At 45.3% G+C, this 26756-nt stretch carries 30 protein-coding genes; 3 read left to right on the top strand and 27 right to left on the bottom strand.

Annotated elements, in window-relative coordinates; all coding sequences use genetic code 11:
* Positions 1-49: 49 nt before the first annotated feature.
* The 6 genes from mraY to AC5162_RS00220 all read right to left on the bottom strand — a co-directional run bounded on the left by mraY (position 50) and on the right by AC5162_RS00220 (position 5487).
* Positions 50-1006, bottom strand: a complete 957-nt coding sequence (gene mraY / locus AC5162_RS00245; RefSeq protein ID WP_496533260.1) for a phospho-N-acetylmuramoyl-pentapeptide-transferase — start codon at positions 1004-1006, stop codon at positions 50-52.
* Positions 1006-3150, bottom strand: coding sequence for a peptidoglycan D,D-transpeptidase FtsI family protein (locus tag AC5162_RS00240; RefSeq protein ID WP_496533259.1), 2145 nt, complete (start codon positions 3148-3150; stop codon positions 1006-1008). Before AC5162_RS00240 ends, mraY begins: the two co-directional genes overlap by 1 nt.
* 6 nt (positions 3151-3156) lie before the next feature.
* On the bottom strand, positions 3157-3531 hold the full coding sequence (locus AC5162_RS00235) for a cell division protein FtsL (protein ID WP_496533258.1): 375 nt from the start codon (positions 3529-3531) through the stop codon (positions 3157-3159).
* 45 nt (positions 3532-3576) lie between these two features.
* A complete protein-coding gene (gene rsmH / locus AC5162_RS00230) occupies positions 3577-4533 on the bottom strand; it encodes a 16S rRNA (cytosine(1402)-N(4))-methyltransferase RsmH (protein WP_496533257.1) in 957 nt (318 codons plus the stop codon).
* 29 nt (positions 4534-4562) lie between these two features.
* Positions 4563-4994, bottom strand: coding sequence for a division/cell wall cluster transcriptional repressor MraZ (gene mraZ / locus AC5162_RS00225; RefSeq protein ID WP_496533256.1), 432 nt, complete (start codon positions 4992-4994; stop codon positions 4563-4565).
* Positions 4995-5145: 151 nt separating this feature from the next.
* Positions 5146-5487, bottom strand: coding sequence for a hypothetical protein (locus tag AC5162_RS00220; protein WP_496533255.1), 342 nt, complete (start codon positions 5485-5487; stop codon positions 5146-5148).
* Between the two features lie 106 nt (positions 5488-5593).
* Between AC5162_RS00220 and AC5162_RS00215 the strand changes: the two genes are divergently transcribed.
* Positions 5594-5833: a DUF4044 domain-containing protein gene (locus tag AC5162_RS00215; protein WP_496533254.1), complete on the top strand. Its 240-nt coding sequence runs from the start codon at positions 5594-5596 to the stop codon at positions 5831-5833.
* Between the two features lie 58 nt (positions 5834-5891).
* Here the strand turns inward: AC5162_RS00215 and AC5162_RS00210 are convergent, their stop codons facing one another.
* The 13 genes from AC5162_RS00210 to AC5162_RS00150 all read right to left on the bottom strand — a co-directional run bounded on the left by AC5162_RS00210 (position 5892) and on the right by AC5162_RS00150 (position 19797).
* Positions 5892-7598, bottom strand: a complete 1707-nt coding sequence (locus tag AC5162_RS00210) for a DAK2 domain-containing protein (RefSeq protein WP_496533253.1) — start codon at positions 7596-7598, stop codon at positions 5892-5894.
* Between the two features lie 4 nt (positions 7599-7602).
* Complete coding sequence (locus tag AC5162_RS00205) at positions 7603-7962, bottom strand: Asp23/Gls24 family envelope stress response protein (protein WP_496533252.1); 360 nt, start codon at positions 7960-7962, stop codon at positions 7603-7605.
* Between the two features lie 147 nt (positions 7963-8109).
* On the bottom strand, positions 8110-8310 hold the full coding sequence (gene rpmB / locus AC5162_RS00200; protein WP_047974341.1) for a 50S ribosomal protein L28: 201 nt from the start codon (positions 8308-8310) through the stop codon (positions 8110-8112).
* 90 nt (positions 8311-8400) lie between these two features.
* Entirely contained in the window at positions 8401-8718 is a 318-nt protein-coding gene (gene trxA, locus AC5162_RS00195; RefSeq protein WP_496533251.1) for a thioredoxin, read from the bottom strand.
* Between the two features lies 1 nt (position 8719).
* A complete protein-coding gene (locus AC5162_RS00190; protein WP_496533250.1) occupies positions 8720-9370 on the bottom strand; it encodes a thiamine diphosphokinase in 651 nt (216 codons plus the stop codon).
* Positions 9371-9428: 58 nt separating this feature from the next.
* Positions 9429-10085, bottom strand: coding sequence for a ribulose-phosphate 3-epimerase (gene rpe / locus AC5162_RS00185; protein ID WP_496533249.1), 657 nt, complete (start codon positions 10083-10085; stop codon positions 9429-9431).
* Between the two features lie 39 nt (positions 10086-10124).
* Positions 10125-11033: a ribosome small subunit-dependent GTPase A gene (gene rsgA / locus AC5162_RS00180; protein WP_496533248.1), complete on the bottom strand. Its 909-nt coding sequence runs from the start codon at positions 11031-11033 to the stop codon at positions 10125-10127.
* Between the two features lie 75 nt (positions 11034-11108).
* Positions 11109-12920: a Stk1 family PASTA domain-containing Ser/Thr kinase gene (gene pknB / locus AC5162_RS00175; RefSeq protein WP_496533247.1), complete on the bottom strand. Its 1812-nt coding sequence runs from the start codon at positions 12918-12920 to the stop codon at positions 11109-11111.
* Entirely contained in the window at positions 12920-13756 is an 837-nt protein-coding gene (locus AC5162_RS00170) for a PP2C family protein-serine/threonine phosphatase (protein WP_496533246.1), read from the bottom strand. The genes pknB and AC5162_RS00170 overlap by 1 nt, the downstream gene beginning before the upstream one ends.
* 5 nt (positions 13757-13761) lie before the next feature.
* Positions 13762-15111 carry a 16S rRNA (cytosine(967)-C(5))-methyltransferase RsmB gene (gene rsmB / locus AC5162_RS00165; protein WP_496533245.1) on the bottom strand — a complete coding sequence of 450 codons (1350 nt, stop codon included), beginning with the start codon at positions 15109-15111 and terminating at the stop codon, positions 13762-13764.
* A gap of 11 nt (positions 15112-15122) precedes the next feature.
* Positions 15123-16085, bottom strand: a complete 963-nt coding sequence (fmt, locus tag AC5162_RS00160; RefSeq protein WP_496533244.1) for a methionyl-tRNA formyltransferase — start codon at positions 16083-16085, stop codon at positions 15123-15125.
* Between the two features lie 115 nt (positions 16086-16200).
* The gene (gene priA / locus AC5162_RS00155; RefSeq protein ID WP_496533243.1) at positions 16201-18621 is read right to left on the bottom strand and encodes a primosomal protein N'; all 2421 of its coding nucleotides are present in this window, start codon (positions 18619-18621) and stop codon (positions 16201-16203) included.
* A gap of 60 nt (positions 18622-18681) precedes the next feature.
* Positions 18682-19797: an AAA family ATPase gene (locus tag AC5162_RS00150; RefSeq protein ID WP_496533242.1), complete on the bottom strand. Its 1116-nt coding sequence runs from the start codon at positions 19795-19797 to the stop codon at positions 18682-18684.
* 247 nt (positions 19798-20044) lie between these two features.
* On the opposite strand from AC5162_RS00150, the gene AC5162_RS00145 reads away from it, so the two are divergent.
* Both AC5162_RS00145 and AC5162_RS00140 read left to right on the top strand, forming a co-directional pair.
* Complete coding sequence (locus tag AC5162_RS00145; protein ID WP_496533241.1) at positions 20045-20488, top strand: LytTR family DNA-binding domain-containing protein; 444 nt, start codon at positions 20045-20047, stop codon at positions 20486-20488.
* Positions 20485-20931, top strand: a complete 447-nt coding sequence (locus tag AC5162_RS00140; RefSeq protein WP_496533240.1) for a DUF3021 domain-containing protein — start codon at positions 20485-20487, stop codon at positions 20929-20931. Before AC5162_RS00145 ends, AC5162_RS00140 begins: the two co-directional genes overlap by 4 nt.
* A gap of 35 nt (positions 20932-20966) precedes the next feature.
* Here the strand turns inward: AC5162_RS00140 and AC5162_RS00135 are convergent, their stop codons facing one another.
* The 8 genes from AC5162_RS00135 to tig form a co-directional block, all read right to left on the bottom strand.
* Positions 20967-21188, bottom strand: a complete 222-nt coding sequence (locus AC5162_RS00135) for a hypothetical protein (RefSeq protein ID WP_496533239.1) — start codon at positions 21186-21188, stop codon at positions 20967-20969.
* Positions 21189-21224: 36 nt separating this feature from the next.
* Entirely contained in the window at positions 21225-21392 is a 168-nt protein-coding gene (locus tag AC5162_RS00130; protein ID WP_496533238.1) for a hypothetical protein, read from the bottom strand.
* 502 nt (positions 21393-21894) lie between these two features.
* On the bottom strand, positions 21895-22314 hold the full coding sequence (locus tag AC5162_RS00125) for a helix-turn-helix transcriptional regulator (protein WP_496533237.1): 420 nt from the start codon (positions 22312-22314) through the stop codon (positions 21895-21897).
* Between the two features lie 179 nt (positions 22315-22493).
* Entirely contained in the window at positions 22494-22931 is a 438-nt protein-coding gene (gene msrB, locus AC5162_RS00120) for a peptide-methionine (R)-S-oxide reductase MsrB (protein ID WP_496533236.1), read from the bottom strand.
* Complete coding sequence (msrA, locus tag AC5162_RS00115; protein WP_496533235.1) at positions 22931-23455, bottom strand: peptide-methionine (S)-S-oxide reductase MsrA; 525 nt, start codon at positions 23453-23455, stop codon at positions 22931-22933. Before msrA ends, msrB begins: the two co-directional genes overlap by 1 nt.
* Before the next feature lie 70 nt (positions 23456-23525).
* Complete coding sequence (gene yihA / locus AC5162_RS00110) at positions 23526-24110, bottom strand: ribosome biogenesis GTP-binding protein YihA/YsxC (RefSeq protein ID WP_496533234.1); 585 nt, start codon at positions 24108-24110, stop codon at positions 23526-23528.
* 2 nt (positions 24111-24112) lie between these two features.
* Complete coding sequence (clpX, locus tag AC5162_RS00105) at positions 24113-25366, bottom strand: ATP-dependent Clp protease ATP-binding subunit ClpX (RefSeq protein WP_496533233.1); 1254 nt, start codon at positions 25364-25366, stop codon at positions 24113-24115.
* A 73-nt stretch (positions 25367-25439) separates the two neighbouring features.
* Positions 25440-26732, bottom strand: coding sequence for a trigger factor (gene tig, locus AC5162_RS00100; RefSeq protein WP_496533232.1), 1293 nt, complete (start codon positions 26730-26732; stop codon positions 25440-25442).
* Positions 26733-26756 lie beyond the last annotated feature (24 nt).

Below are 26756 nucleotides of genomic sequence, written 5' to 3'. Positions count from 1 at the left end.
CTTCCCCCGATTAAATTTGAAATATGTACGGTGGCCAAGCCACCATTTTTTAAAAGAGCCACAGACCTAGGACAGCTAGGAGAATGCCAAAGGCCCAAAAGGCAATATCAATTTGCCATTCGCTCCAACCAAACTTTTCAAAAGAGTGGTGGATTGGTGCCATTGGAAAGACTCGCTTTTTAAAGTAATGATAAGAAATCGTTTGAATAATCACTGACAAGGTTTCAATCGCGAAAACCAAGCCAATAATCAAAAGCGAAATCACGGCGTGTAAGAGAATTGATTCGACCGCTAGGCCAGCCCCTAAGGCCAATGACCCAGTGTCGCCCATGAAAATCTTGGCCTTTGGCAAATTAAAGATCAAAAAGCCAGCGATTGTCCCAATCAAAATTAAATTGAATGAAACCATTGCCCAGTTGGAAGCTCGCAAGGCCAAAATGGTGTAGGCAGCATAGGCAATCACGGACAAGCCACCAAGCAAGCCATCCAAGCCGTCGGTCAAGTTGGTTGCATTGGACCAGCCAACCAGCCAGATCCACAAGAAGACAATGTAGAAGACCCCAAGGTAAACCACCCCATAGTAAGGTAAGTTCAAAGCGGCTGGCACGTGCAAGGACCAAAGCAAAAGCATCACGACAAAGGCGGAAGCCGTTTGGGCCGCCAGCTTTGGCTTGAAGGCAAAACCATCATCGGCATGGCGGAGCATTTTTAGCCCATCGTCAATCGCTCCAATCAAAGCAAAGCTTCCCACCGCAACGGATAAAGCCAGCGTCGTTGTAAAGGCCACGTGGTTTCTGTAAGTACCAGGGAGGCAAAAAGCCACGATGATGGCAACTAAAACAAAGACTGCCCCACCCAGTGATGGCGTTCCCGCCTTTTGCTGGTGGTCAGGGCCAAGCGTGCGAATCACCGCTTGCTCCTTACTTTGCTTTAGTTTTTTAATGGCGGTCGGCATTAGTAACGCCGTAATCACCATCCCCAATAAAAATTCGAGTACAACTGACATTATGACTTCTCCTTAAAGTTAACGGTCAATTTAGTTTGCTTTGAAATTGTTGTTCCTGACTGAATGCTTTGCTTTTCACCGTAGCCAGAACCGGTCAAAGACATTTTAACGTTGGCCAAATAACCCCAAGCCAAGACTTCGTTTTTAGTCCATGACGTGAAGTCCGGTACAGTGGCCGCACCCTTAGCCGTCAGTAAGACCAAGCTTCCCTTGACTGATTTCTGGCCAGCCTTGATTGACTGAGCCGTCACGTTACCAGTTGAGCCAACGGCGGCAACCCGCATCCCAAGGTTTTGCAACGTTTGGGTCGCATCACTGACCGACTTACCGCGGACATCTGGAATCGTGACTTCATTAGTCTTGGATTTGACATCTCCATCACCATCGTTTAGGGCTTGCAACATCACAGGACGGAACACGTTATTTAAAGTAATCTGAATGTTGGCGTCTGGGAAGACCTGTGGCTGCTTAACAGCTATATACATTATATACTTTGGATTATTAGTTGGCACGATTGTCATGATCGAATGAATATCGTTGGTCAACCCATCTAAGTACTTTCCGTTTTGAGAAATTTGGGCCGTTCCGGTCTTAGCACCGACCTGGTAACCAACATCAGACAATGAGTAAGCCTTGGCTGTTCCATCATCGGCGTTGACAACGTTATTCATACTTGCCAAAACCTGCTTAGCTGTTGACGCGGAAACAGGGTTAGCAACCGTTTCGGTCTTTCCCTTATAAACAACCTTTCCGGTCGTTGGATCCGTAATCTTTTCAACTAAGTACGGCTTAATTTCCTTACCACCATTGGCAAAGGTTGAATAAGCCTGCAAGAGTTGTGCTGGTGTGACTCGGATTGCCTGACCATAGGCCGTGTTGGCTTGGTCAATTGGCTGAGTAAAGGAAATTGAACCAGACTCTTCGTTTGGCAATTCCAAACCAGTCTTACGCAAGAACAAGAACTTCTTTAAGTAAGACAGCCAGGTTTTAGCCCCCAACGACTGTTCCACGTGGGCAAAACCAACGTTTGAAGACCGTTCGTAGGCCTGTTCAAAGGTCAATGTCCCTTCGTTATTCCCAAAGGCATCGACAACCTTCTGACCATTAATTTCATAGGTTCCAGACTGGTAAGTGTCATTTGGCTTCCACTTCCCCTCTTGAATGGCAGCCGCCAAGGTGATGGTCTTCATCGTTGACCCTGGTTCAAAGGAACCTTGGTTCAACAAGTTTTCCCAAGCATCACTCAAACCGTCCTGGGTATTGGGATCGAAGTTTGGCCGTTGTGTTTCTGCCACAATCTTACCAGTCTTCGCTTCCATCACTACCGCTACGGCTGACTTAGCTTTGGTAGCTGAGAACAAAACATCCATCCGGTTTTCCAAAGTTGCTTGGAGCTTTTCATTGATGGTCAAAGTGACGTTATCACCATTTTGAACTTGGTTTTTCTTAGAAGTTTGAACTTGAGACCCAAGTGAGGTGGTTACCCCGTCTTTCCCTCGTAAGATTTTGTTCTTAAAGGCTTCAACACCAAGAATTCCGTTCAATGTCCGCTGACCAACAGCGTTTTGTACGGAATTAGTCAAACCAATAATTTCAGAAGCCATCCGGTTGTTTGGGTAATACCGGGCTGGCTGTGAGGTGAACTTAATTCCCGGCAGCTTCAACGCCTTAATTTTATTATATTGGTCAACACTTAAACTCTTGGTCTTTGAGCCAAATTCAACTTGGAGCTTACCCGAAGTTAATTGACTATAAAAGGTTTCGTAAGAAATGCCAAGAGTTTCACTGAGCTTTTCAGCAGTCTCCTTTTTATTGACAACATAGTCAGGCTTACCACCGCTAGTGACTTGTTTTTTATCTAAGACGGCATACATATCGTAAACCGTTGAATTATCGGCCAACACCTGGCCAGTTGAATCTAAAATCTGGCCACGGGTTGCTTGAACCGTATCCTTTTGCAAAAAGGTCAACCGGGTAGCGGTGGTCAGGTTGTGGCCATTAACGACTTTAATGCCAGCAATTTGAAAAAGACGACCAGCCATAATCAAAATAACAAAGAAAGCCCCCATGAATAGGAGGCCGCCAAAAACTTTTGCGTTCTTGGTTACTTTTTTACCAGGTTGTCGTCTTTTATCTTTACTCATATTTTACTATTGGTTTACATTGCGGACATTGTTAGTACTCTGTTCCATATTAGCCGATTTTGCGACCTTTTCCAAGTTTTCTTGGTTAGTTTTTGACTGAATATCGCCACGGTAAGAATCGTTTTCTTCTTTAACCTGAGTAATTTTTGAAGTCACACTTTGATTTTCAACAGCAACTCGCTGCATTGAAACTGTGGTAGCCACTGTTCCAAGCATCAAGAACACCACAACTGCTGCCATAAAGACAACCAGTCCTCGTTCGCGCTTCGTCCAGACGGCCGCCTGGTAGCGCTTCTTGGTCCGGACTTTTTTGACCGCCGGGACATCTTGCTTGGGTAAGGCTGTCGCAACGTTTTGGTATCGGTAAGCATTTTGTGCCATTGGAAACTCCTTTACTTAAATTCACTGGGTTAACTTGAAAAACAATCACTTGGTCTCGTCAACTTTTAAACGGACGATGCCGCGTAACTGTGCCGAGGTGGAACGGTGGTTTTCACTTTGTTCTTCTTCGTTAGGCTTAATTGCCTTTCGAGTGAGCAACTTGTAGTCGGCCTGCATTTGCTCTGGCAAAAGTGGTAAGCCTCGTGGTACATCCGGCAAGGCCGTCTTTTCACGAAACATCTGCTTAATCAACCGGTCTTCTTGAGACTGGAAAGAAATCGCAGCAATCCGACCGTCAACAGCCAACAAGTCTAACGCTTGGCTAAGCGAATCTTCCAAAGCCCCAAGTTCGTCGTTAACGGCAACTCGTAAAGCCTGGAAAGTTCGCTTGGCCGGATGGCCACCATGCCGGCGAGCTGGTGCTGGAATTGCTTCTTTGATAATTTCAACCAGGTCAAAGGTTGTTTCAATCCGTTCTTTTTCCCGGGTCTGTTCAATCTTACGGGCAATTGCTTTGCCAAACCGGTCTTCCCCGTACCGGGTTAAGACTCGGACTAAGTCGGCAAAAGGCCAGTCATTAACAATCGTCAAGGCCGTCAAGTCTTGGCGCTGGTCCATCCGCATATCCAAGGGGGCGTCATGGTTATAAGAAAAGCCCCGGTCTCCTTCGTCAAATTGCACAGAAGAAACACCCAAATCATACAAGACACCATCAACGGCCGTTACACCGTGGGCAGCCAGACTATCTTTCAAAGTGCGAAAGTTTTGGAAAACCAGCACCAACTTGCCAGCTGCAATCTCTTGTTCGTACTGGGCCTTGTTATGGTCGATGGCCGTTTGGTCTTGGTCAAAGGAATAAAGAGTACCAGTCGTCAACTTCTTTAAAATCTCACCAGTGTGGCCACCCCCACCAAGGGTGGCGTCAACATAGGTTCCGGTTGGATTAACGTCTAGTAAGTCGACCGCTTCTTTTTGGAGGACCGTGATGTGTTCAAATGCCATTTGCTTGTCCTCCTTTCCTCTTCATCTTCTTAAAAATCAAAATCTACCAAGCCTTCGGCAATGTCGTCGAAGTTTTCAGCCGTTGCAGCGGTGTATTCTTGCCAGTTCTCTGCTGACCATATTTCAAACGAGTCACCAGCACCCGTCACAACTACTTCTTTATCAATCTGAGCGTAGTCTTTCAGGTTACCGTCAACAATCACTCGGCCCTGCTTATCAAACTCGGCCTCCTTGGCGCCCGCCAAAACAAAACGCTTAAAAGCCCGGGCTTCTTTCTTCCCGAGCGGTAAGTCATTTAACTGTTCTTCTAGGTTTTGCCAGACAGACATTGGCATTGCCCTTAGGGCATGTTCCATCCAACGGACGATGACAAAGGACTCGCCCAGCTGGTTTCGAAATTTAACTGGGATAGTGAGCCTACCCTTAGGATCTAAATTATGTGAAGATTCTCCCATGAACATAGGCTCACCTCCTTTCTTAAATTTAACTTAACATTAATTTACCACATTCCCCCACATTCCTCCACTTTTATTGACATTTTTTCGAAAAATAAGTAACAAAAAAGGCATAAACCTTGATAAATCAAGGTTTATGCCTGGTGGGGGATTTTCCCTATTTTACTAAAATAACGGCTGCTACCGACAAAGCCAACATTAAGATGACACCAATGACAGCTGTAACTTGCCAATAACGGTGTAAAAACACTCGAATTGTTCGGCCCCGTCGAATTGAAGCAAAAGACCAGATCGCCCCAATAATCAGCCAAGCAACCAAGATGGCTAGAATATCAGACCGGTAAAAGGCTGCACCCCACAAAAAATAGGCTAAAACCCAAGTGGGCACCATGGCTAAGTCTAAAATTCCAAGGCTTGGAAAGGCCCGGTAAAACAACCGCCAAATCGTCATTAATAAAATTACTAAAAGCCAGATTGCCGGCCAAATATACCAATTCATCGTCTTTACCTCTAGAATTACTCTACCAAGCACCGGCTAGAATTTCAATTTTAACTACGATTATGGTATGATATTTTTAGATTATCAGGAGACAAGGGTTACTAATATGCCTAAAAAGAAGAACAAAAAAGTTGAAAAGGCCCAAACAGCCACAAACACAACCAGCGCTGACGTTGACCAAGCATTACAAGCCGAGGTCAACCGTCAATTAGACCGCAAGCCAATCCCACGCGTGGAAAAGAAAAAGAAGAGTAAGTTCCAAGTTTGGACTTGGATCATGGCCATCTTTATGGTGGTAGTTATGGCCGGTTCTGTTATCTATGCCGCTATCGCTGCTATTAAATAACAACTTTAAGCAAAGTAAAAAACGCTACTTGTACAAGTAGCGTTTTTTGCTTATCAAATTATTCGACTGAAATTAAAAATGGGTACAAGTCCTGCCCACCGTCGTGAACTTCGACTTCCAAGTCTTCATCAATTTCTTCAATCGCTGCAGTCAAGGCCTTGGCATCCTTCGCCTTCGCACCCTTACCAGTGATAATGGTCACGATTTCACTATCGTCATCTAGCATCTTTTTTAACATATCTGTCGAGGTTTCAAGTAACTTCTGACCAACAACGGCAATCTCACCGTCAACCATGCCCAGAAAGTCACCCTTTTTGATTGTTTGACCGTTTAAAGTCGTATCACGGACAGACTTGGTTACTTGACCGGAAATAACTGTTGCCAATTCTTCCGTCATTGCCGCCTGGTTATCTGCCACAGAAGCATCTGGGTTATAGCCGAGCATGGCAGTCAGCCCTTGTTGGACCGTCCTTGACTTCACCACTTCAACCGGAACTTCGACTAAGTCCTTTGCTTGGTCAGCAGCCAAGAAAATGTTGGAGTTATTTGGCAAAATAATCGCGTTTTCAGCACCGGAAGCCTGGATTGCGTCAACAAAGTCAGCTGTAGATGGGTTCATCGTTTGCCCACCAGTAATGACTTGGTAGACACCAAGCGATTCAAAAAGTTCAGCCACCCCAGCGCCTGAAGCAACCGCAAAAATGGCAACTGCAGGTACGGGCTTTGTCTCTGCCTGACCGACCTTTTTCTCAGCATCTTCCTTCGCCTGCTCGTCAATCACTGCCTGCTGTTGGTCGCGCATGTTGTCAACCTTGACCTTCAGTAAGGAACCAAATTCCGTTCCCCAGTGAATAATCGCACCAGGATCTTCGGTGTGAACATGAACCTTCACCACATCATCATCGTTAATGACTAGTAATGAATCTCCACGGTCAGCGATGTAATCATAAAATTCTTGGTAGTCAAAGTCCTTAGTATAGGTTGTCCCATGGCCGAGTTCAACCATCACTTCGGTACAATAACCATACTTAATGTCTTCAGGGCGGAGGGATTCGTTGGCTTGAGCCCCAGCATGAAGCTTAGCAACCATCTGGTCTAATTCAGCATTATCAGGTGCCTGCAGGTCTTCATCGTTGACCGTTCCAGCAATAACCTCTGCAAAGGCTGACAGAACTAAGACCAGGCCTTGGCCACCAGAGTCAACTACGCCAACCTCTTTTAAGACGGGTAACATTTCTGGTGTCTTATCTAAAGCTACCTGGGCAGCTTGAGCGACCGCTGTCATCATCGTTGGCAAATCAGCTCCGTCTTTAACAGACCGGTCGGCAGCCGACGCCGCTTCCCGGATAACCGTCAAAATTGTCCCTTCGGTCGGCTTCATCACCGACTGGTAGGCTACTTTGGCCGCTTCCATCAAGGCATCCGCCAAATCGCGGGCAGACAAGTTATCCTTGTCCGCCAACGAATCAGCCATTCCCCGGAAAATTTGCGACAAGATGACACCAGAATTACCACGGGCGCCCATCAAAAGCCCCTTAGCGGTTGCTTTGGCTAATAAGCCGACAGTTTCATCTTGAGAATCCCGCTCGTACTGGGCCCCTGAAGCAAGCGACAAGGCCATATTAGTCCCAGTATCGCCATCAGGAACGGGGAAAACGTTTAATTTGTTAATGTTTTCTGCATTAGCAGAAAGCTTAGCAGCGGCGGCATTGACCATCTTGCCATAATCAGCAGCGGTTACCGTCATTATTTTTTCTACAGTCATTCCTTTAATCCTTGGTTGCAATTCCTTGAACAATCACGTTCACTTCTGGGACATGCAGACCCAGGTAGGTATCAAGGTAGTACTTCACCTTGCGTTGGACAGAGGCAGAGATTTCAGCCAGTTTCATCCCGTATTGAACGACGATATAAACATCGACTGACATGCCGGCATCACTTTGCGAAACCACAACCCCTCGGCTATAGTTTTCTCGCTTCAAAATCTGGTTAACTCCATCCTTTAAAGCAGAACGTGAGGCCATCCCAACCACGCCTGGGTTTTCAATTGTGGCGCCGCCAACAACTGAAGCAATCACGTCATTTTCAACCTTGATTTCACCATTTTTAGTTTGAATCTTAATTGCCATTTGATTACTTGTGAGGAAAAGTCCCCACGTTCCTTTCTAAACCTGATAATTCTATTTTACCATGCTTAAGGTCGACCTACCTTAGATTTAAAACAGCATCTTAAATTTCCTAGTTTAAATAAAAAAACCACCCGAAGTGAGTGGTTTTTAAACACGTTCGATTGAACCGTTCTTTAATCCGGCCTTCAAAGTACGTGCCGTTAAGTAAACTTTCTTAGGTGCGGAACCGTTAATCTTAACAGTAACCTTTTGCAAGTTTGGCTTCCAGCTACGACGACTTGAATTCAAGGCGTGTGAACGTTGATTACCAAAACGGGTGCGTGCACCAGTAATTGCATCTTTTGCCATGTCTGACCCTCCTATCCGAGCCGAGGTTGTTCATGCTCTTCTTATCAACAATACAATATTTTACCAGAAAGGACCGACCTTGGCAAGAACTTAAGCGTATTTCTGCAAAATTTCAGCTAGTTGTTCCTTGTTGTGAAAACCAGTCAACCGTTCGACCGCTTGGCCATCTTTCATGACAACCAAAGTTGGAATGGCACGGATGCCGAAGTTCGATGGTGTTTCCTTGTTTTCATCAACATCCATCTTCAAAAACTTGATGTTATTGACACCGTCTTCTTCAGACAAAGCATCCAAAACTGGTGATTGCATCTTGCAAGGGCCACACCAAGTTGCCCAGAAATCGGTAATTGAAACGCCTGAATCAGTTTCTTTTGCGAAATCTGCATCGGTAATTGCTGTTACTGCCATGTTATTGACCTCCATCCTTACTCTGTGTCACGACGATGATACCAGTCTCGAACGAGATGTGTACCAATTCGCCAATAAATTCATTTGATGACCACATTATAGCCCGACTTTTAGGCTGTGTCAAGGTGTACTTAGCGTCAATAATCTTCAAATTATCAACTATACCCAATGGCATAAACCCTAAATATTTCATCCCAGGAACTTGGTGAACCGTCTTTTCCCCAGGCAACAAATAAGAAACGACGTTATCTTGGTCAACCAGAAAAATCTTTTCCGTCAATTCATGAAAACCAGTCATCGAGGGAATGGTTAAATTGGCCAATAAATGGTCCAACCGGCCACCAGTCGCCCCATAGACATAAATTTCATCCGCGCCTAATTTAGCATCGGCATACTTAATTGCCAATTGAACATCGGTATAGTCTTTTTCAGGAATAAAACGATGGATGCTGTGCTTTTCCAAATGACTGGTCAGCTCGTCAAATTCCGCTGGTGACAGTGAATCAAAATCACCCACCGCCATGGCAAAATCAACGCCAGCTTGCAAGAGCCGCCAAGCCCCACGGTCTGCCCCAACCCAGGTTCCTGGTCGGTCAAAAATATCACTGGGCCAAAAATCTGTTGGCCCGCCAGCTAGAATATTGACACGCATCCCCTACTCCCCTTACTAAAAAAGCCAGAAAAGAAAATCTTTTCTGGCTAACATCAAATTAATCAGTTAATTCTTTTAACTTTTGAACCTTAGCCGCTGGGTCAACCTTATCATAAACATATGATCCAGCCACGAAGACGTTGGCACCAGCCGCAGCTGTCAAGGCAATCGTCTTATCGTTAATCCCACCATCAACTTCGATATCAAAGTCCAAGCCATTTTCTTGCTTATAGGCAGTCAATTCCTTAATCTTTTCAACCATTTCTGGCAAGAATTCTTGGCCGCCAAAACCAGGGTTAACCGTCATCACCAAAACTTGGTCGACCATTGACAATACTGGGATAATGGCTGAAACAGGGGTTCCAGGGTTAATGACAACCTCAGCCTTCACGCCTGCTGCCTTAATCATTTGCAAGACACGGTGGATGTGGTCAGTTGCTTCAACGTGAACACCAATCAAGTCAGCACCAGCCTCAGCCAGCTCTTCTACATGGTTTTCAGGGTGGACAGCCATCAAATGAACGTCCAAGAACAACTTAGTTTGTGGGCGGAGTTGCTTAACCCAAGCGGGTCCATAAGCCATTGATGGAACAAAAGTTCCATCCATCAAGTCGATGTGAAGGTACTTTGCACCAGCTTGTTCAACTGTTGCAACGTCTTCACCCAACTTGGTAACGTCGGCACTTAAAATTGATGGGGCGATAATTCCAGCCATGTTTCTCCTCTTTCTCAGCGAACTTCCAACCGCTACAACCTACTGCTGCCGCCATTTCTGGCTAGTTTTCTGGTAGACTGGGCGCTTACCTTTAATGATTTGGTAAAAGAGTTCATAACTATTATACCGTGCTTCTGAAATACTGCCAAGGTCGACCGCCTCTTTGACCGCACAACCTGGTTCGTTCAAATGAGAACACGTCCGAAACTTACAAAAAGCACTGACTTTCTTGATTTCCGGGAAATAATCGCCAAGTTTTTCAACCGGGAAGTCAAAGACTTCATACGATGAAAAACCAGGCGTGTCAGCAATCAGCGTTTCAAACTTTGGCACTTCGATCAAAGAAACTTGACGGGTGGTGTGTTTTCCACGCGACAAGGCTTTAGAAACTTCAGAAGTCGCCAATTTTAGTTCCGGTGCTAACCGGTTCAGCAAGGTCGACTTACCAGCCCCGGTTTGTCCCATCGCCACTACGACTTGGTTTTTTAGGACCGGCGCGAAACTTGCTTCCAAATCGTCAGTTGACAAAATGACCGTATAACCAATTCCTCGGTAGTCCGCCACGGCCTTTGCTAAGACCTCTAACCCCTCCTGGTCAACCAAGTCAATCTTGGAAAAGAATAAGATTGGTTGGACCTTGGCTGCTTCCAAAGCAACTAACTGCCGGTCTAATAAGTTTTGTGAAAAGGCCGGTTCGACCATTGAAGTCACGACAATTGCCAAATCAACATTAGCAATCGGCGGGCGGACCAAGTCATTTTGCCGGTCATGCAATGCCCAAATAAAGCCCTCGCCATTTTCTGACTCAAAGTCAGCAAAGTCCCCAACTAATGGTCGGTTCTTTTTTTGGCGGAACTGTCCTCTGGCTCTGGTCCGTTCAACCGAACCACCCTCTTGCATAATGTCATAATAACCGGCTAAAGACCGGATAATCCGTCCTGTTTTCATAGCCTAAGTATAGCATCTTTTGTAAATAAAAATGACGGGAAAATCCAAATGACATTCCCGTCATAGAATTTAATTTTAACTACCTGATGAAGACGATGAGGCGCTCGAACTTGAGCTTGAACTCGTTCCCGTTGAAATTGTCAACGTCAAAACGTTGTTGACCGCAAACTGTGTTCCGGCAGATGAACTTTGGCTCAAGACCTGGCCGGCTGTTGTCGATGAGTTTTGCGTTGTAAAGCTCAACTGAACGTTGTTATTATTGGCCCAAGACAAAGCCTCAGACTGTGTTTCACCAACCAAGTTTGGCAGGGTCACTTTGGCTGCCCCAGAAGAGACCGTCAGAGTAATCGTAGTTGAACTTGGGTCAACTGATGAACCAGCTGATACAGATTGTGAAATCACATCCCCGCTCGCAACATCGGAACTGGACTGCGTCTTTTTATTAACAGTAAAACCTTTTTTGGTCAAAGCTGATGAGGCAGATGAATAGGTCCAGCTCGTATAGTCAGAGAGGGTTACCAGATCATTTCCAGAAGAAACCACCAGGTTAACTGTGCTGCCCTTTTCAATATTGGAATTAGCCACCGGACTAGACTTAATCACATTTCCCTTTGAAACCGTCTTTGAACTAGAAGTTGTCACGTTTCCAACTGACAAACCAGCATCCGAAATCTTGCTTTCAGCCTGGGCCTTGGTCATCCCCGTTACATCCGGCATTTCGACATAAAGGCCCTTCCAGTAAGCAGCACCAAAGACACCAGCAAGAACAATTGTTAGGAAGAAAATTCCAACGACCCATTTTTTAGCAGACCGGTACTTAATCCCGTTTTCATCCAAAACTTTCCGGACATACTTTGGCGTCCGATCAACCATCCGAGCAATCTTTTTAACCGAATAACCCTGTTGGGCATAATCAATAATTTTTTGGTCGACTGGCTTTTCTTTTTCCACATCATAGATATCATCCGGGTCATCATCGACATACGGGTGCTTTGCCCAGTCCGTATCAACTAAACGGGTCTCATCAGACGTCTCTGGGACAAAGCGGGGTTCTTGTGACCGACGCTTTGACAAAGAGGTCTTCAAATCATCTGCCATTGTCTCGGCTGACAAGTACCGGTCCATTGGGTTCTTGGCTGTCGCCTTTAAGATGACGTTTTCCAAAGCCTGCGGAATTTGTTCGTCAAAGTCACGGACAAATGGCATTGGGACATTGCCGTGCTTGTAAGCGACCTGGTCAGCCGTGTCCCCTTGGTAAGGAACCTGGTTGGTCAACATCTCATACAAGATAACTCCTAAAGCATAGACGTCAGACTTCACGGAAGCCGACTGGCCGGTTGGCAATTCGGGTGCCAAATAATGGATTGACCCGATCACCCTAGTCGTTTTATTTGGATAAGAAAAGGGCTTTAGGGCCGTTGCAATTCCAAAGTCCGTAATCTTAACCTGGTCGTTATCATCGACCAAGATATTTTGTGGCTTCAAGTCCCGGTGAATAATCCCAGCCTGGTGGGCAGCATTAACAGCCTCCAGGATTTGTTCCATCATGTTGACAACTTGCTTATATGGGATTGGAAAGCGGTCTTGGACATAGGCCTTTAAGTCCATGCCTTCCACATATTCCATCACTAAATAAGACAGTCCCTGGTACTCACCAACATCATAAACTTGAACAATGTGGTCATTTGAAAGTTCCGTAGCCGCCTTGGCTTCACGTTGGAACCGGGCAACTGCATTCGATTCGTCTTTAATATCTAAGCGAATCACCTTTAAGGTCACATAGCGCTTTAGATACAGATCATATGCTTGGTAAACGTTCGCCATTCCGCCGTTTCCAAGGGATTTGACGATTTTATAGCGACTATCAATAATCGTTCCTTCTGGCATTAGTCGGTTCCCCCTGCTTCGTGGTGTTGGTGCTTGGTATCTTGTTCATCGTTGGCCACTCGCTGCTTTGGGTTGGTTAAGTCCGTTACCAATAAAGCAGTAATGTTATCGGGCGCATTACGAGCAATCGCAGCTGTCATCAAGGCCTTGATTCGCTCTAACAAATCCGAAATTGAGCCCAATTTAGGTAAGTTGCCTGGACGGAGCCGGCCTGGTTGGATAATATTGACCTGTTCTTCTAAGGACAAGACCTTCGACAAACCATCAGAGGTTAAATATAACCAGTCACCCTTTTGGGGCTTAAAGGTCGTCCACTCCAAGTCAACCTGCTGGTTAACCCCTAAGTACCGAGTCAACGAATTAGCTTCTGGCAAATCTGACCCATAAATCTGGCCAGAGCTCCGTTCCAATTCGTTTTTCAACGTGTGGTCAAAGGTCAGCAACTCTGTTTCCTTGTTGCGTAGCAAATAGGCCCTAGAATCGCCAGCATTCGCCACCAAAATTTGATCTGGTAAACTAACAGCCAAAACAATCGTGGTTGCCATCTGGTTGACATTTGGGTTATTTTGCCCCGCTAATAAAATTGACTTATTGGCTAAATCAGCTTGATGAACCAACCAATCTTTAACACTTTCAGGGTCTGATAGGCTTTTAGACTCCCAGGCCGCTCCTAAAGCATTGACAACCAGCTGACTAGCCTGTTTCGAACCAGGGTTGGAAGCCACCCCATCAGCCACTAGGACTAAGGGCTCACCAGCCCGGTTGAAAAAGGCGCCAACTGCGTCTTGGTTATCGGACCGTCTAGGTCCTTTTTCACTGATATAAGCAATTGCCATTGACACTACCCCCTATTTTGAAAGGTTGCCACGAAAAAGCCATCCGTTTGATAATCATCTGGGTAAATCTTTAACACGTCTTCTGACCGGTCGGCCTTCAAATCTAAGGCCGTCTTGGTCTTAACCAATTCGATTTCCGGGTTAGCAGCTAAGAACTGTTCAACCACCCCATCGTTTTCCTGGTCTAAAATCGTGCAAGTACTATAGACTAAGATACCATTTTTGGCCAGTCGTTTAACAGCCGCATTTAAAATTTCTAGCTGTAAGTCGGCCAAATGCAAAACATCCTGCAAGGACTTTTCATAGCGAATTTCCGGCTTACGGCGCAGTAACCCTAGCCCAGAACATGGGGCATCAACCAAGATTCGGTCAAAGTCATGGTCAAAGGCCGTTGGTACTTGTCTGGCATCCAATGCCTGGGCTTCAACTTGGTCAGCCAACCCTAAGCGCTTCGCATTGTCCTTAACCAACTTAACCTTATGGTCATGGATATCTAGAGCGGTCACCGTGGCCCCGTCGGCTAATTCTTGGGCGATTTGAGTGGTTTTTCCACCCGGTGCAGCAGCCGCGTCCAACACGGTTTGAACCTGGTCGTTAATTTGCAAAGATTCGACTGGTAACATCGCCGATTCATCTTGGACCGTCAATAATCCATCCAAGAACGGCTTTGAGGATGCAACATGACCACCAGTAACCACTAAGCCAGACCCACTAACCTTGGATAACCGGGCCGTAAAGCCTTCGGCTTCAAGGTCTTTTTTAGCCTGGTCAACGGTCGTCTTCTTAGTATTAACCCGGACCGTTTGGGCTGGTGCTTCATTCAATGAGGCCAAAATTTTCTTGGTCTTCGCCTCACCTAACTGGTCAATCAAAGTTTCCACCAACCACTGAGGTAACGAGTATTCAACTGATAATCGTTCCAAGGGATGGGTAATCTCTTTAACATCGCGGACCCCTTCACGGTCCAAGCGATGCAAGATGGCCGTCACAAACTTAGCAGTGCCAGAATGACCCAAGTCTTTGGCAACCTGGATACTTTCGTTAAAGATGGCGTGCTTTGGAATTTTGTCTAACATATGCCACTGGAACAAAGCCGTCAAAAGCAACTCCTTCACCCAAGGGTCAAGCTTCCTGCCCTTGATGAAAGGAGCTAGCCAGTATTCCAATAATAGCCGGTATTGGATCGTCCCATAGACCAGGGTGGTTAGCAAGCCCCGGTCCGTTGGCTTCAAGTCGTGGTTTTTAATAACCTGGTTTAATTGTAAGTTCGAGTAGGCCCCGTTTTTTACCTTCGCCAGGGTATCAACGGCTAAAAGCCGAGGATTTTGACTATTTTTTACTGTATTTTTTGCCATTTACTTTTGCTTTATTCCCCGAGGTCAACCCACTGGTCGCCTACATTAAATTTCTGACCAGCCCCGTTTAGGTAAGCAGCAACAGCCATCACAGCCTTGCCGGCTGGTTGAAGTTGGTCAATTTGTAAGGTTGTGCCATTGGCAGCAGCCACCACTAATTTCTTCTTGGTTTTTTCAACGATCACACCCGGCTTGACATCCGTCTTATCCGGCAAAGCCGTAGCAGACACAAACTTCACTCGGGCACCACCCACATCAGCATGAGCCGAATGAGTTGGGTACAAACCACGGATATGGTAGTCCAATCGGCTCGCTTCTTCTTGGTCAAAGTGCAAGACCTGCTGGTCCCGGCTGATATTTGGTGAAAAAGTAACCTGGTCTGGGTCCTGTGGTGTTGCCGTCGCCGTTCCCGCCGCCAACTTGGGCAAGTTTTCCAAGACCAATGGTGCTGCCACTTGGCTCAACTTGTCAAACATGGTACCAACATTGTCATCATGGTCAATTGGCACCTTGACAACGTCAATCACATCACCAGCATCCATCTTCTTTACCATGTACATCAAGGACACCCCAGTCTCCTGGTTACCATCCATAATGGCATAGTGGACTGGCGCCCCACCGCGGTACTTTGGTAGCAAGGAAGCATGGGCGTTGACCGCTGCAATTTTGGCAGCCGCTAACAACTTGTCTGGCAAGAACTGACCAAAGGCCGCCGTCACGATAAAGTCAGGGGCCAGGTCAATAATTTGGTCCATTTCGGCAGAACCGCCAATTTTTTCTGGTTGTAAGACCGGCAAGCCGACCGCCAAGGCCGCCTCTTTCACCGGACTAGGAGTTAACTTTTGCTTACGACCCTGAGGCCGGTCTGGTTGCGTTACCACAGCCGCCACTTCATACTGGTCATCTTGGTTTAAAGCTTCTAAGAGCGGAACCGCAAAACTAGGCGTTCCCATAAAAACAATCCGGTAGGTCATTTTCTTCCTCACGTAATTTCTAAAAAAAGTGTTCGTATTCTCTATTATAACAAATCGGTTCAGACCACTTTTCCACTAGCAAATCAAACCCAACCTAGGCCTTAGCAAGCCAACCTTAAATAAAGTTTACCGGGTCGCGGCGGACTTCCAACTGAAAGCCGACCTCAGCTTTTTGTGACTGGACTACAAGGTCCCTGAGCAAGTCTTCAGCCTCGTGAGGCTTTTTTAACTTCAGCAAAATCTGGAAGTAATACCGGCCCTTTAACTTAGCAATTGATTGTGGTGAAGGTCCCAACATCACGACCTCTTCTGGTAGCCGTTTTTGTAACCAAGCACCGATCTTAGCACTTTGGACCGCCACCGCATTTTCATCGGTATGAGAGGTTTGAATTTGAATGGTGTAGTAGTATGGTGGAAATTCACCGGCGTGGCGGATAGCCATTTCCTGCCGGTAAAAGCCTTCGTAATCGTGGTTTTTGGCGTAAGTCAGCGCATAGTGGTCAGGGTTAAAGGTCTGAATAACAACCTCACCTTGACGGTCACCACGGCCAGCCCGACCAGCTACCTGGGTTAACAGGTCAAAGGTTTTTTCACTAGCCCGAAAGTCTGGTAACCCTAAGCCTGTATCAGCGTTTAAGACGCCAACCAGCGTTACATCCTCAAAATCCAGTCCTTTGGCGACCATTTGAGTCCCCAATAAAATTTGAGCTTTTTTCTGGCCAAATTCAGCTAAGGCCTTGGCCATCGCACCCTTTTTCCGGGTTGTATCCTGGTCTAAACGAATCACTGGGTAACCGGGCAACAGTTTTGCTAATTCAGCTTCAACCTTTTCCGTCCCAGTTCCATAGTAGCGAATCCGGTTGGACCCGCAATTTGGACAAATTTTTGGAATTGGCGCCTGAAAGTCACAGTAGTGGCACTTCAAAGTCTTGGTATCCATGTGCAGGGTCATCGCTAAGTTACAGTTGGGGTCCCTTGGCACATAACCACAGTCTCGGCACATCACAAAGGAAGAAAAGCCGCGACGGTTCAATAATAAGACCGCCTGCTCACCCTTATCCAAGTGAGCCTTTAATTTCTCTAATAAGTCTGGTGAAAAATTAGTATCACCCTGACCGGCCAAGGCCTCACGCATGTCAACGATTTCAACTTTTGGTAAAGTAGCCGAAGGGTTGGCCCGGTGGGTCAGCTTCAGAAGCTGGTAAACCCCTTTTTGAGCCCTAGCCCGACTTTCTAAGGACGGTGTGGCCGACCCTAACACAACAGGTGCTTGGTGGTAGTCACCCCGCCACAAGGCGACATCGCGGGCTGAATAATGTGGGTTTTCGCTTTGACTATAAGAACTTTCATGTTCCTCATCAACGATAATCAATCCCAGCTTCTGCAAGGGGGCAAAGACCGCTGACCGAGCCCCAACAACCACATCCACCTGGCCCGCTTGAATCCGCCGCCATTCATCATAGCGTTCACCAGCCGACAGACCGGAGTGTAAAACGGCCGTCTTATCCCCGAACCGTTCGGCGACTCGACGTTGCATCTGAGGGGTTAGGGCAATTTCTGGCACCAAAAATAAGACTTGGCCACCCTGGTCAACCGCCTGTTGCGCCGCTTGTAAATAAACCTCGGTTTTTCCCGAACCGGTAATTCCTTCTAGTAAGAACGTCTTGCTTTGATTGTTGTCAATGGCGGCCGTTATTTCGTCATAAGCTGACTGTTGGTCGTCGTTTAAGACCTTTACTGGTTCATTCTTGCCAACCACTAAGTTTTCGGGTCGACGTTTCACCTCTAATTGGGCCTTTTCCAACCAACCGTTTTTCACCCCGGTTGTCAAAGTCGCCGCTGCGACATCCACCTGGGCTAACCAGTCCTTTTTACTAAAGGTTTGACCGACATGGTCCAGAGCAAAGTCGAGCAAGGTCGCCTGACTCTTCGCCGACTTTTTCAAACTAGCCCGAGCGCCTTGCAACAAGTCCTCATCATCAACCACCTGGTAACCAAGCTCTGTCTTCACCCGGCCCTGGTTTTCAATCACAGTTTTAATATGAACGGCGCCAGCAGCTTCTAATTGGCGGAGAGCCCGCCATTCTTTGGCAGAGAAGTCCTTGGTTTTCACTAACCGGCTTTGTTGGCCGTCTAAGTAAGCCACTCGGTCAACATCGGTCAAACCAGCCCCCGCTGTAATTTCCTTACGGTAAGAGGCCTTCAAGGCCGTTGGTAGCATCAGCGCCAAAAAGGAAACCTGAAAGGAGAAATTTTGGGCCGATAGTCGGGTGCCAAGGTCTAATAATTCCTGGCTCAAAACCGGCTGGTCATCTAAGACTGACAAGATATCTTTGACCTGGTCAGCTTCTAAGTCAGCCGGTAAGTCTTGGTCTGTTTTTAAAACATAGCCCAAGACCGACCGGTGACCAAAGGCTACTAGAACCCGGACCCCGGGTAAGACCTGGCCACTTAAATCGTCTGGAACTAAGTACGTATAGGGGCGGTCCGTTTGTTTGGTTGGAACATCGACAACCACTTGCGCATAGCGTACCATTGGCTTTCTCCTTTCAAAAGAGTTTCTAAGTAAAAAGGCTGACACACAGGTCAGTCTTTTTTAGACTTTGGTCAAATTCACGCCAACCTTGTCTTCGATAATTTCCAAGGCTTGCAAATAGCGGGCGTAATAACCGGCATGGTCATCCGGACCACCGGTCCGGTCCAGGGCGACGGCCTTTTGTTCAAAGCCATAGTCTTTAATTACCTGCCACAAGTGAGCGTCAAAATCATGGCTTTCGTCTTCGTCAGCCCCGTTTTGCACGGCTACTTCTGGTGGAATCACTAAGATTAAGTCCAATTCTTCTTCGGCAATTGTGTTGTCAAATAAAGGCTGTAATTTGTCACGGTCAGTCTTTGGTAACCAGGCTCTTGCTTCCGCCATCGTTACCATGGCATCAGTGTCAAAGAAAGTCAGGCCATTGTTGGCTGGTGAGTTGATTTCAGCCGAGTTAGCATCGTACTGTCCCTGGATAATCCGTGAATAATCCTTCAATAGCAATTCGCTATCAAAGACGTTTGACTTCTCTTGGTAGGTCCGAGAAAACTCAATTGAAAATGGTGAGTTTGAGGTCCGGGCTAACCGCCTGGTCAAAGTCGACTTCCCCGTCAACGGTGCCCCAACCACCAAGATTTTCTTGGCAAAGTGACGGCGGAAGACCCGGTTAATGTAGTCCCAGTTCCCCAAGGGGTCATTCCGGACAGCCGTCGCCGAAACCTTCAAAATTGTCCGGTCCATCAAAGAAACCTGGAAAGTTCCATCTTGGGGCAGGAGTTTTTCCAACATTTCCTTATAGTCCGGTTCCCCAGTATAGAGGGTAATCTTCGCATCTGGATTAACAATATTGCGGCGAATCGTACTGGTTAACCGGTCCGTCCACTCCTGCCAGCCATTTGGCATTTGCGGAATATCATCTTCGTTAATGTAGTCAACTTTGATATTCTCTTCGTCATTAAAGGCTTCACGCAAATAACGGAACCGCTTTTCAACCGGCAGTCCAATCTGGTCACCACGGTCACCCGTGTAACCAGAAGTAATCACCACGACCCCGTCATTCAAGGCTGCCGCCTTGTAGATTTCAGCCTGGTGACCAATGTGCATTGGTGCCAGCGTTCCGAAGAAAACCCCAATCCGGTCCCCTGTTAAGTTGGCTTTGACTAAGTTTGACTTTACCATGTTCTCCGATGCTTCCTCGATTATCAAATCGATTACTTGACCGTCATTTTCAAAATGACGTGTTGCTAACATTATACCAAACATTCGGACAAACAAAAAAAGGGACTCACTTCGAGTTCCTTTTGACAAATTAATAGATTTTTATGTGTAGATTTTTTACCAAATATCTAACTATTTTGACCAAATACTTAAAATCCAACCCTTTTTTAAGCAATTTTTGTATACTTAAACCGTTAAGGAGAGACAAATGAAAGTAAATTTATCGATTGACTCACAGGTCAAAAACAGCCAAATCACCATTGAATCTCCAAGGGATTCGGCTGAAATTCAAGCGATTAAGCAAGGAATCGAAGCCGTAGTGGCCAATAACTATCTAGTTGTTAAAGACGGTGGTGACTACCAGCAAATTTCGATTTTTAAAATCGACCGGCTGTACACCGACCAACAAGTGGTTTGGTGCCAAGTCCAAGACAAACGTTTTAAAGTCAAAAAAAGGATCTATGAACTGGCCGACCTCCTACCCGATAAGTTATTCCTACAAATTTCACAGTCAGAAATCATCAACCGGTCTTTCATTGATAAATTTGAGCTCAGCAAAACCGGGGCTTACCAGGTTATCCTAAAAGATCAAACCATGACTTACGTCTCTAGAAGGTATATGCAAGCTATCAAAAAGGAGTTCCTCAAATGACTAAGTATGTAAAAAAGATTTTGTCGTCAGCTACCACCGGAATTACAATCGGCTTATTATTTGCCCTTTGCTTTTCTTATTTATTCAAATTAAACAACATCTATGCTAGCAATCCTAATTTTTATGACCACTTCCAAAATCCCATCGATGCCTTTACCGTCTCAATTTTACTATGGGCTTTAATGGGCACCTTATTTGGCCTATCAGGTATGATCTTCAAGCATGACCATTCCAGTATCACCAAAGAAACCATCCTGCATTTTCTGGTTACCTATATTGGCTATAGCCTTTTAGCTGTTTTGGCTGGCTGGTTCCCGTTCAACGTCGTCTGGTTCATCATTTTCACCATCATCTATGTCTGCACCTACGTGGTCATTTGGCTGATTTCAATGACCAAAGCCAAAGCACTCGTTAACCAATTAAACCAAGAAATTAATCACTAAAACAAAAAGTTCCTACTCTTTCGAGCAGGAACTTTTTAACTATTTTTCTTTGAATACCGAGACCACAGCCAACTGGCGACCATGATAATCGAGAAAAAACCAACGTTTAATGAAAAACTAACCGTCCAGCCAAAGAGTGACTGACCTGGTAAAAAGAGGTTGGCGAGCAAAATATAAACCAAGTTAATAATGGCAACAACAATTACACCCGACCAGCGGGGATACTTGGTTGTAAACATAGCAAAATTAGCTTTCATAAGATACTCCTATAGCGTTTTACTTCTAAGTATTTTTTATGAAAAAAGAAGAGCGATATCAGCCACCCAAATCAAGGCCAAGGTTGCAATTCGAATCTTAGAAATTTTTTCTTTCGAATAGGCCTCGTGGTGTGTTTCGATTAGTAGCAAGATCGATGCAATGTAAACTAACAAAACCCCGAACTTACCAATGTAATACCCCATCAAACTTCTCCTTCATAAAATACGCAGTTTAGATATCACTATCTTAGCACCCCAAAATTTTAACCAGTTTAAGAATGTTTCTGTACCATTGCTTTTGATTTTCAAGTAGTAAATTCGCTTAGAAAATATCTAATAACTTAGAATAGAAGGTAAATAAAGACTGTCTTACCATTTGGTAAGACAGTCTTTATTATTTGATAAACCGAGCAACTATCCATCGACCAACAAAGTCAAATACAACAAATAACAGAAAAATACCACATGTGTTTAAAAGATAATTCGCCCAATCATATTTATTTCCAGCAATAAAAGCAAGAAAACCTATAATACCAAACTGATAAACGGCCACCGATAACAAAATAAGTCGATACTGCTTCGCCCTAATTTTCATACACTCTCCAATAAAAAATGAAATATAATTCAGTTTATTAGAAATGATTTTAGCATACCCAGTATTGCTGTCTTTTTACGATTAACAATAATCGTTTATATTTGACTCATTTTATTGAAAAGCTTTCAATCCAAAAGCCCAACCAATAAAAGCAATCAAGGCAAAAATAATCCAATAATAACGAGCTAGAAATTCCCAGCCATTATTTATTGGTCCATATTGCCATTCTCGCCAACGATGATTTTTATGCCAATCTTTGTCCTTTTCATCTTCTGTCAAAAACTCATCAGCTTTATGGTGTAGCTTTTCTTTAACGCCAATCATCTCTCGTTTTCCAAATAAAACTTCTTCTGGTTCAACACCGAAGTATTTAGCAACAGACGCAATCTTATTCAAATCTGGTGTCACTTCGCCAGTCTCCCACTTTGAAATAGTTTGCCGAGTAACAAATAATTCCTTTGCTAAAACTTCTTGAGAAATCCCCCTTTCTTTACGAAGGCGAAGAAAATTTTCATTGAAAGTAAATTCCATTACCGTTCTCTCTTTCTTAAAGGTAATTCTAGTATATCCAAAACCCATTAATTGCAAAGCAAAAGTTACTTGAAATTACAGCAAATCTAATGAGCAACGCACCCTTTTGATTTGCCAACGACAATCTCGAAAATTCACCAACAAAAAAAGCCCACTCTCGTGGACTTTTAAAATCACTTTTAGTTAAACAAGTAGTTATACTTGCCGTAGCCTTCCTTATCGAGGTCAGCCTTGGGTACAAACCGTAATGAGGCGGAGTTAATGCAATAACGCAAACCACCTCGGTCAACTGGACCATCATTAAAGACGTGGCCCAAGTGTGAGTCAGCATCCTTTGACCGGACTTCTGTCCGGGTCATGCCAAAGGAGTTATCGGTTGATTCGTTCAAATCAACGTCATCAATCCCCTTGGTGAAAGATGGCCAACCACAGCCGGAATCGTACTTATCAGTTGATGAGAACAATGGTTCGCCGGAAACAACATCAACGAAGATGCCATCATCCCACCATTGGTCATACTTACCAGAAAATGGTCGTTCAGTGGCTGCATTTTGGGTCACTTCGAACTGTTCTGGGGTCAAACGTTGCTTCAATTCTTCTTGGTCATACTTTGCCATTATTGCTTATCCTCCCAATACTTTGCTTGATACTGGTGACGGGGTGCCATCATCATTGCTTCACGCAATGGGTCCTTTTGATAGAAGTCTTGGTGGTATTCCTCGGCTTCATAGAAAGGCTTGGCATCTTCGATGCTCGTTAGGATTGGCTTGTCAAAGCGCCCAGATTCGTCCAAAGCTTTTTTAGAAGCTTCTGCAACTCCTCGCTGTTCTGGTGAATTAACAAAGATAACGGGACGGTAAGAATCACCGCGGTCAGCGAACTGACCAGTGTTATCGGTTGGGTCAGCAACTTGCCAATAAAGTTCAACCAAGTCCTTGTAAGAGAACTTGTCTGGGTCGAACCAAATCTTAACGGCTTCCGTATGCCCAGTTGTGTGCGAGCAAACTTCTTCATAGGTTGGGTTGGCCACGTGGCCACCGGTATAGCCAGAACGAACTTTTTCGATCCCTGGTAGTGAATCAAATGGTTCTACCATGCACCAAAAGCATCCTCCGGCAAAAATTGCGGTATCTTGAGACATTGTCTTACCTCCTACCTACTATTGTAAATAAACCGTTAAAGCTGTCAATGGTATAGTTGCGATTTTTTAATTAAATTCGGTCTTCAATCCACTGCCAAACTTCGTCTTTTCCACTCTTAGTCAGTGAAGAAAAGAATTGGAAGTCTGAATTTTCCGGGTCAAATTCAACCTTTTTCTTAATGATTGATTCAGCCTGGTTTAATTTGCCACGGGCAACCTTATCAGCCTTCGTAGCAACCAACAAGATTGGAATATGGTAATAATTCAACCAGCGGTACATCATTACATCTTCTTCACTTGGCGCATGGCGGGCATCCACTAATGAGATGACCCCACGCAACTGCTTCCGGGAAGTAATGTAGGTTTCAATCATCTGACCGAACTCTTCACGCTTCTTCTTAGAAACTTTGGCATAGCCGTAGCCGGGAACGTCGACGAAGTACAACTCCCCTTCGACATCGTAAAAGTTCAAAGTCTGGGTCTTACCAGGCTGACTGGAAGTCCGGGCGAAGTTTTTTCGGTTGATCAACGTATTGGTTAACGATGACTTACCGACATTTGACCGACCCACCAGGGCAAATTCAGCCCGGCCATCGGTTGGATATTGAGTGGGCGAAACGGCGGACATCACCATTTCAACGTTATGAACGTCCATAATTAGTCCTTTTTAGCTTTCTTCAACACCAAATTAGGTTCCTTACCGGACAAAACTGCTGCCTTCGTAATCACAACCTTTTCAATGTCGTCGCGACTTGGGATGTCATACATCACGTCCTTCATCACGTTTTCAATAATTGACCGCAAACCACGGGCACCGGTTCCCCGTTCGATAGCTAAGTTGGCCATCGCCGACAATGCTGAAGGTTGGAATTCCAAGTCAACGTCATCCAAACCAAGCAAGGCCTTATACTGCTTAACCAAGGCGTTCTTTGGCTGCGTCAAAATATGAGTCAAATCTTCCACTGTCAATTCATCTAAGACGGTAATAATTGGTAACCGTCCAATAAATTCAGGAATCAAACCAAACTTGGTCAAATCTTCGGGCTCAACGTTTTGCAAAACGTTGGGATTATCCAAAGCCTTGGCCTGGTCAGAGGTTGTCGACCCAAAGCCAATTACCCGGTTTCCCAACCGTTCCTTAATCAACGTATCCAAACCAGCAAAGGCCCCACCAACAATGAACAAGATATTGGTGGTATCCACTTGGATTAGTTCTTGCTGGGGGTGCTTACGGCCACCCTGAGGTGGCACAGAAGCAACAGTGCCTTCAAGCATCTTTAGCAAAGCCTGTTGGACCCCTTCACCCGAAACATCTCGCGTAATCGAAACGTTTTCGGACTTCTTAGCAATCTTATCAATTTCATCAACGTAGATAATCCCGCGTTGAGCTGATTCCACGTCGAAGTCAGCCGCCTGCAAGAGCTTCAACAAGATGTTTTCAACGTCTTCACCGACATAACCGGCTTCAGTCAAAGTCGTCGCGTCCGCAATGGCAAATGGCACCTGCAAAATCTTAGCCAACGATTGGGCCAAATAAGTCTTTCCTGACCCAGTTGGTCCAAGCAAGGCAATATTTGACTTCTGCAATTCCACGTCAGTGGTCTTCAAGGCGTTCTCATTGACCCGCTTGTAGTGGTTATAAACGGCAACGGCCAAAGTCTTTTTAGCATCGTCTTGACCAATCACATAGTCGCCCAAGCTCTCAACGATTTCCTTTGGTGTTGGCAAGGCAATTTGTTCATTTGCTTGGTCAACTTGGATTTCTTCGTCGATAATTTGGTCCGCTAAAGCCACACATTCATTACAAATGTAGAGTCCATCCGGTCCCGCAACTAACTTCTTCACTTCATCCGCGTCCTTACCACAAAAAGAGCAGTGGACGGGCATCGTTTCATCTGGAGTCTGTGCCATAAATCCTCCTAATTTCTTACAAAAAGTACTTAGATATGAAAAAAAGCCCGGTCGGGCTTTTTACATGTGTGGCTTACTTAGCCTTTGCTTCTGAAACAATCTTATCAACGATTGCCTTCATCGCGATGTCATGCTTCAACAAAGCATCTGACAATGATTGCTTAACTTGTTCTTCAGAAATGTTGTATTGTTCTGCCAATGACTTCACTTCTTCAGCAACTTGAGCATCCGTAGGTTCAACCTTTTCAGCCTTGATGATTGCTTCCAAAACCAAGTTCGTCTTAACCCGGTTTTCAGCACCATCCTTGAATTGTTCCTTCAATGAATCTTGGTTTTGACCAGAGATTTGGAAGAACATTTCAGGTGAAATACCTTGTTGTTGCAATTGAGCAAGGTATTGTTGCATTTGACGGTCAACGTCTTCGTTGATCATTTCTTCAGGAATTGAACCACCGGCAACTTCAGCATTGTCAACGGCCGCTTGAACGGCAGCATCTTCAAATGCTTCCTTAGCAGCTTGGTCGCGTGCTTCTTGCAAGTTCTTCTTGGTCTTTTCCTTCAATTCGGCCAAAGTATCAACGTCTTCGTCAACATCCTTAGCAAATTCATCGTCCAATTCAGGCAATGACTTACGCTTGATTTCGTGAAGCTTAACTTCAAACAAAGCTTCCTTACCAGCCAAATCCTTGGCTTGGTAGTCTTCTGGGAAGGTAACCTTAACGTCAACGTCTTCACCAGCAGTGTGCCCAACCAATTGGTCTTCGAAGCCAGGAATAAATGAACCTGAACCCAATTCCAAAGAGTAATCCTTTGATTGGCCACCTTCGAAGTGGTCGCCATCAACAGAACCATCAAAGTCGATTACGACAGTGTCGCCTTGTTCAGCCTTCGTTCCGTCTTCTTGCAAAACCAATTCAGCTTGGTTTTCTTGTTGGCGCTTGATTTCGGCATCAACGTCTTCTTCTGAAACCGTTGTGTCTTGCTTTTCAACTGACAAGCCCTTGTAGTCACCCAACTTGATTTCTGGGGCGATGGCTACTTCGGCCTTCATTTGCCAGTCAGCACCCTTGTCCATTGAGATTGGAGCAATGTCAGGGCGACCAACAACTGTGATGCCTTGTTCAGCAACAGCAGCTTCATAAGCAGCTGGCAAAACAATGTCCATCACGTCTTGGTACAAGGCTTCTTCACCAAACTTTTGCAAGAACAAAGGCATTGGTACCTTTCCCTTACGGAAGCCAGGTACGGCAATCTTGTCCTTGTTCTTATCAAAGGCTTGCTTCAAAGCCTTTTGCACGTTTTCTTGTGCAATTGAAAATTCTAAAGTACCACGGTTTGCATCCGCAGCTGCTGTCCAGTTAGACATGTGAAATCCTCCAATAATGTGTTC

The organism is Fructobacillus sp. ChS1-6f1-1-27 (assembly GCF_059579415.1).
The sequence above is the reverse complement of the archived record's forward strand: the minus strand, read 5'-3'. Positions and strand labels throughout refer to the sequence as shown.

Bases quoted from the DNA above. Each gene is read 5' to 3' on its own strand.
- AC5162_RS00210 (WP_496533253.1), bottom strand. From the start codon at position 7,598: ATGACTGTAGAAAAAATAATGACGGTAACCGCTGCTGATTATGGCAAG.
- rsgA (WP_496533248.1), bottom strand. From the start codon at position 11,033: ATGAAAACAGGACGGATTATCCGGTCTTTAGCCGGTTATTATGACATT.
- AC5162_RS00170 (WP_496533246.1), bottom strand. From the start codon at position 13,756: ATGGCAATTGCTTATATCAGTGAAAAAGGACCTAGACGGTCCGATAAC.
- AC5162_RS00205 (WP_496533252.1), bottom strand. From the start codon at position 7,962: ATGGCAATTAAGATTCAAACTAAAAATGGTGAAATCAAGGTTGAAAAT.
- AC5162_RS00220 (WP_496533255.1), bottom strand. From the start codon at position 5,487: ATGAATTGGTATATTTGGCCGGCAATCTGGCTTTTAGTAATTTTATTA.
- AC5162_RS00130 (WP_496533238.1), bottom strand. From the start codon at position 21,392: ATGGGGTATTACATTGGTAAGTTCGGGGTTTTGTTAGTTTACATTGCA.
- trxA (WP_496533251.1), bottom strand. From the start codon at position 8,718: ATGGCAGTAACAGCAATTACCGATGCAGATTTCGCAAAAGAAACTGAT.
- rsmH (WP_496533257.1), bottom strand. From the start codon at position 4,533: ATGGCATTTGAACACATCACGGTCCTCCAAAAAGAAGCGGTCGACTTA.
- fmt (WP_496533244.1), bottom strand. From the start codon at position 16,085: ATGACCTACCGGATTGTTTTTATGGGAACGCCTAGTTTTGCGGTTCCG.
- AC5162_RS00135 (WP_496533239.1), bottom strand. From the start codon at position 21,188: ATGAAAGCTAATTTTGCTATGTTTACAACCAAGTATCCCCGCTGGTCG.
- AC5162_RS00235 (WP_496533258.1), bottom strand. From the start codon at position 3,531: ATGGCACAAAATGCTTACCGATACCAAAACGTTGCGACAGCCTTACCC.
- rpmB (WP_047974341.1), bottom strand. From the start codon at position 8,310: ATGGCAAAAGATGCAATTACTGGTGCACGCACCCGTTTTGGTAATCAA.
- mraY (WP_496533260.1), bottom strand. From the start codon at position 1,006: ATGTCAGTTGTACTCGAATTTTTATTGGGGATGGTGATTACGGCGTTA.
- AC5162_RS00215 (WP_496533254.1), top strand. From the start codon at position 5,594: ATGCCTAAAAAGAAGAACAAAAAAGTTGAAAAGGCCCAAACAGCCACA.
- pknB (WP_496533247.1), bottom strand. From the start codon at position 12,920: ATGCCAGAAGGAACGATTATTGATAGTCGCTATAAAATCGTCAAATCC.
- rpe (WP_496533249.1), bottom strand. From the start codon at position 10,085: ATGGCTGGAATTATCGCCCCATCAATTTTAAGTGCCGACGTTACCAAG.
- rsmB (WP_496533245.1), bottom strand. From the start codon at position 15,111: ATGGCAAAAAATACAGTAAAAAATAGTCAAAATCCTCGGCTTTTAGCC.
- tig (WP_496533232.1), bottom strand. From the start codon at position 26,732: ATGTCTAACTGGACAGCAGCTGCGGATGCAAACCGTGGTACTTTAGAA.
- AC5162_RS00140 (WP_496533240.1), top strand. From the start codon at position 20,485: ATGACTAAGTATGTAAAAAAGATTTTGTCGTCAGCTACCACCGGAATT.
- msrA (WP_496533235.1), bottom strand. From the start codon at position 23,455: ATGTCTCAAGATACCGCAATTTTTGCCGGAGGATGCTTTTGGTGCATG.
- clpX (WP_496533233.1), bottom strand. From the start codon at position 25,366: ATGGCACAGACTCCAGATGAAACGATGCCCGTCCACTGCTCTTTTTGT.
- yihA (WP_496533234.1), bottom strand. From the start codon at position 24,110: ATGGACGTTCATAACGTTGAAATGGTGATGTCCGCCGTTTCGCCCACT.
- AC5162_RS00150 (WP_496533242.1), bottom strand. From the start codon at position 19,797: ATGGTAAAGTCAAACTTAGTCAAAGCCAACTTAACAGGGGACCGGATT.
- mraZ (WP_496533256.1), bottom strand. From the start codon at position 4,994: ATGTTCATGGGAGAATCTTCACATAATTTAGATCCTAAGGGTAGGCTC.
- AC5162_RS00145 (WP_496533241.1), top strand. From the start codon at position 20,045: ATGAAAGTAAATTTATCGATTGACTCACAGGTCAAAAACAGCCAAATC.
- AC5162_RS00190 (WP_496533250.1), bottom strand. From the start codon at position 9,370: ATGCGTGTCAATATTCTAGCTGGCGGGCCAACAGATTTTTGGCCCAGT.
- AC5162_RS00125 (WP_496533237.1), bottom strand. From the start codon at position 22,314: ATGGAATTTACTTTCAATGAAAATTTTCTTCGCCTTCGTAAAGAAAGG.
- priA (WP_496533243.1), bottom strand. From the start codon at position 18,621: ATGGTACGCTATGCGCAAGTGGTTGTCGATGTTCCAACCAAACAAACG.
- msrB (WP_496533236.1), bottom strand. From the start codon at position 22,931: ATGGCAAAGTATGACCAAGAAGAATTGAAGCAACGTTTGACCCCAGAA.
- AC5162_RS00240 (WP_496533259.1), bottom strand. From the start codon at position 3,150: ATGAGTAAAGATAAAAGACGACAACCTGGTAAAAAAGTAACCAAGAAC.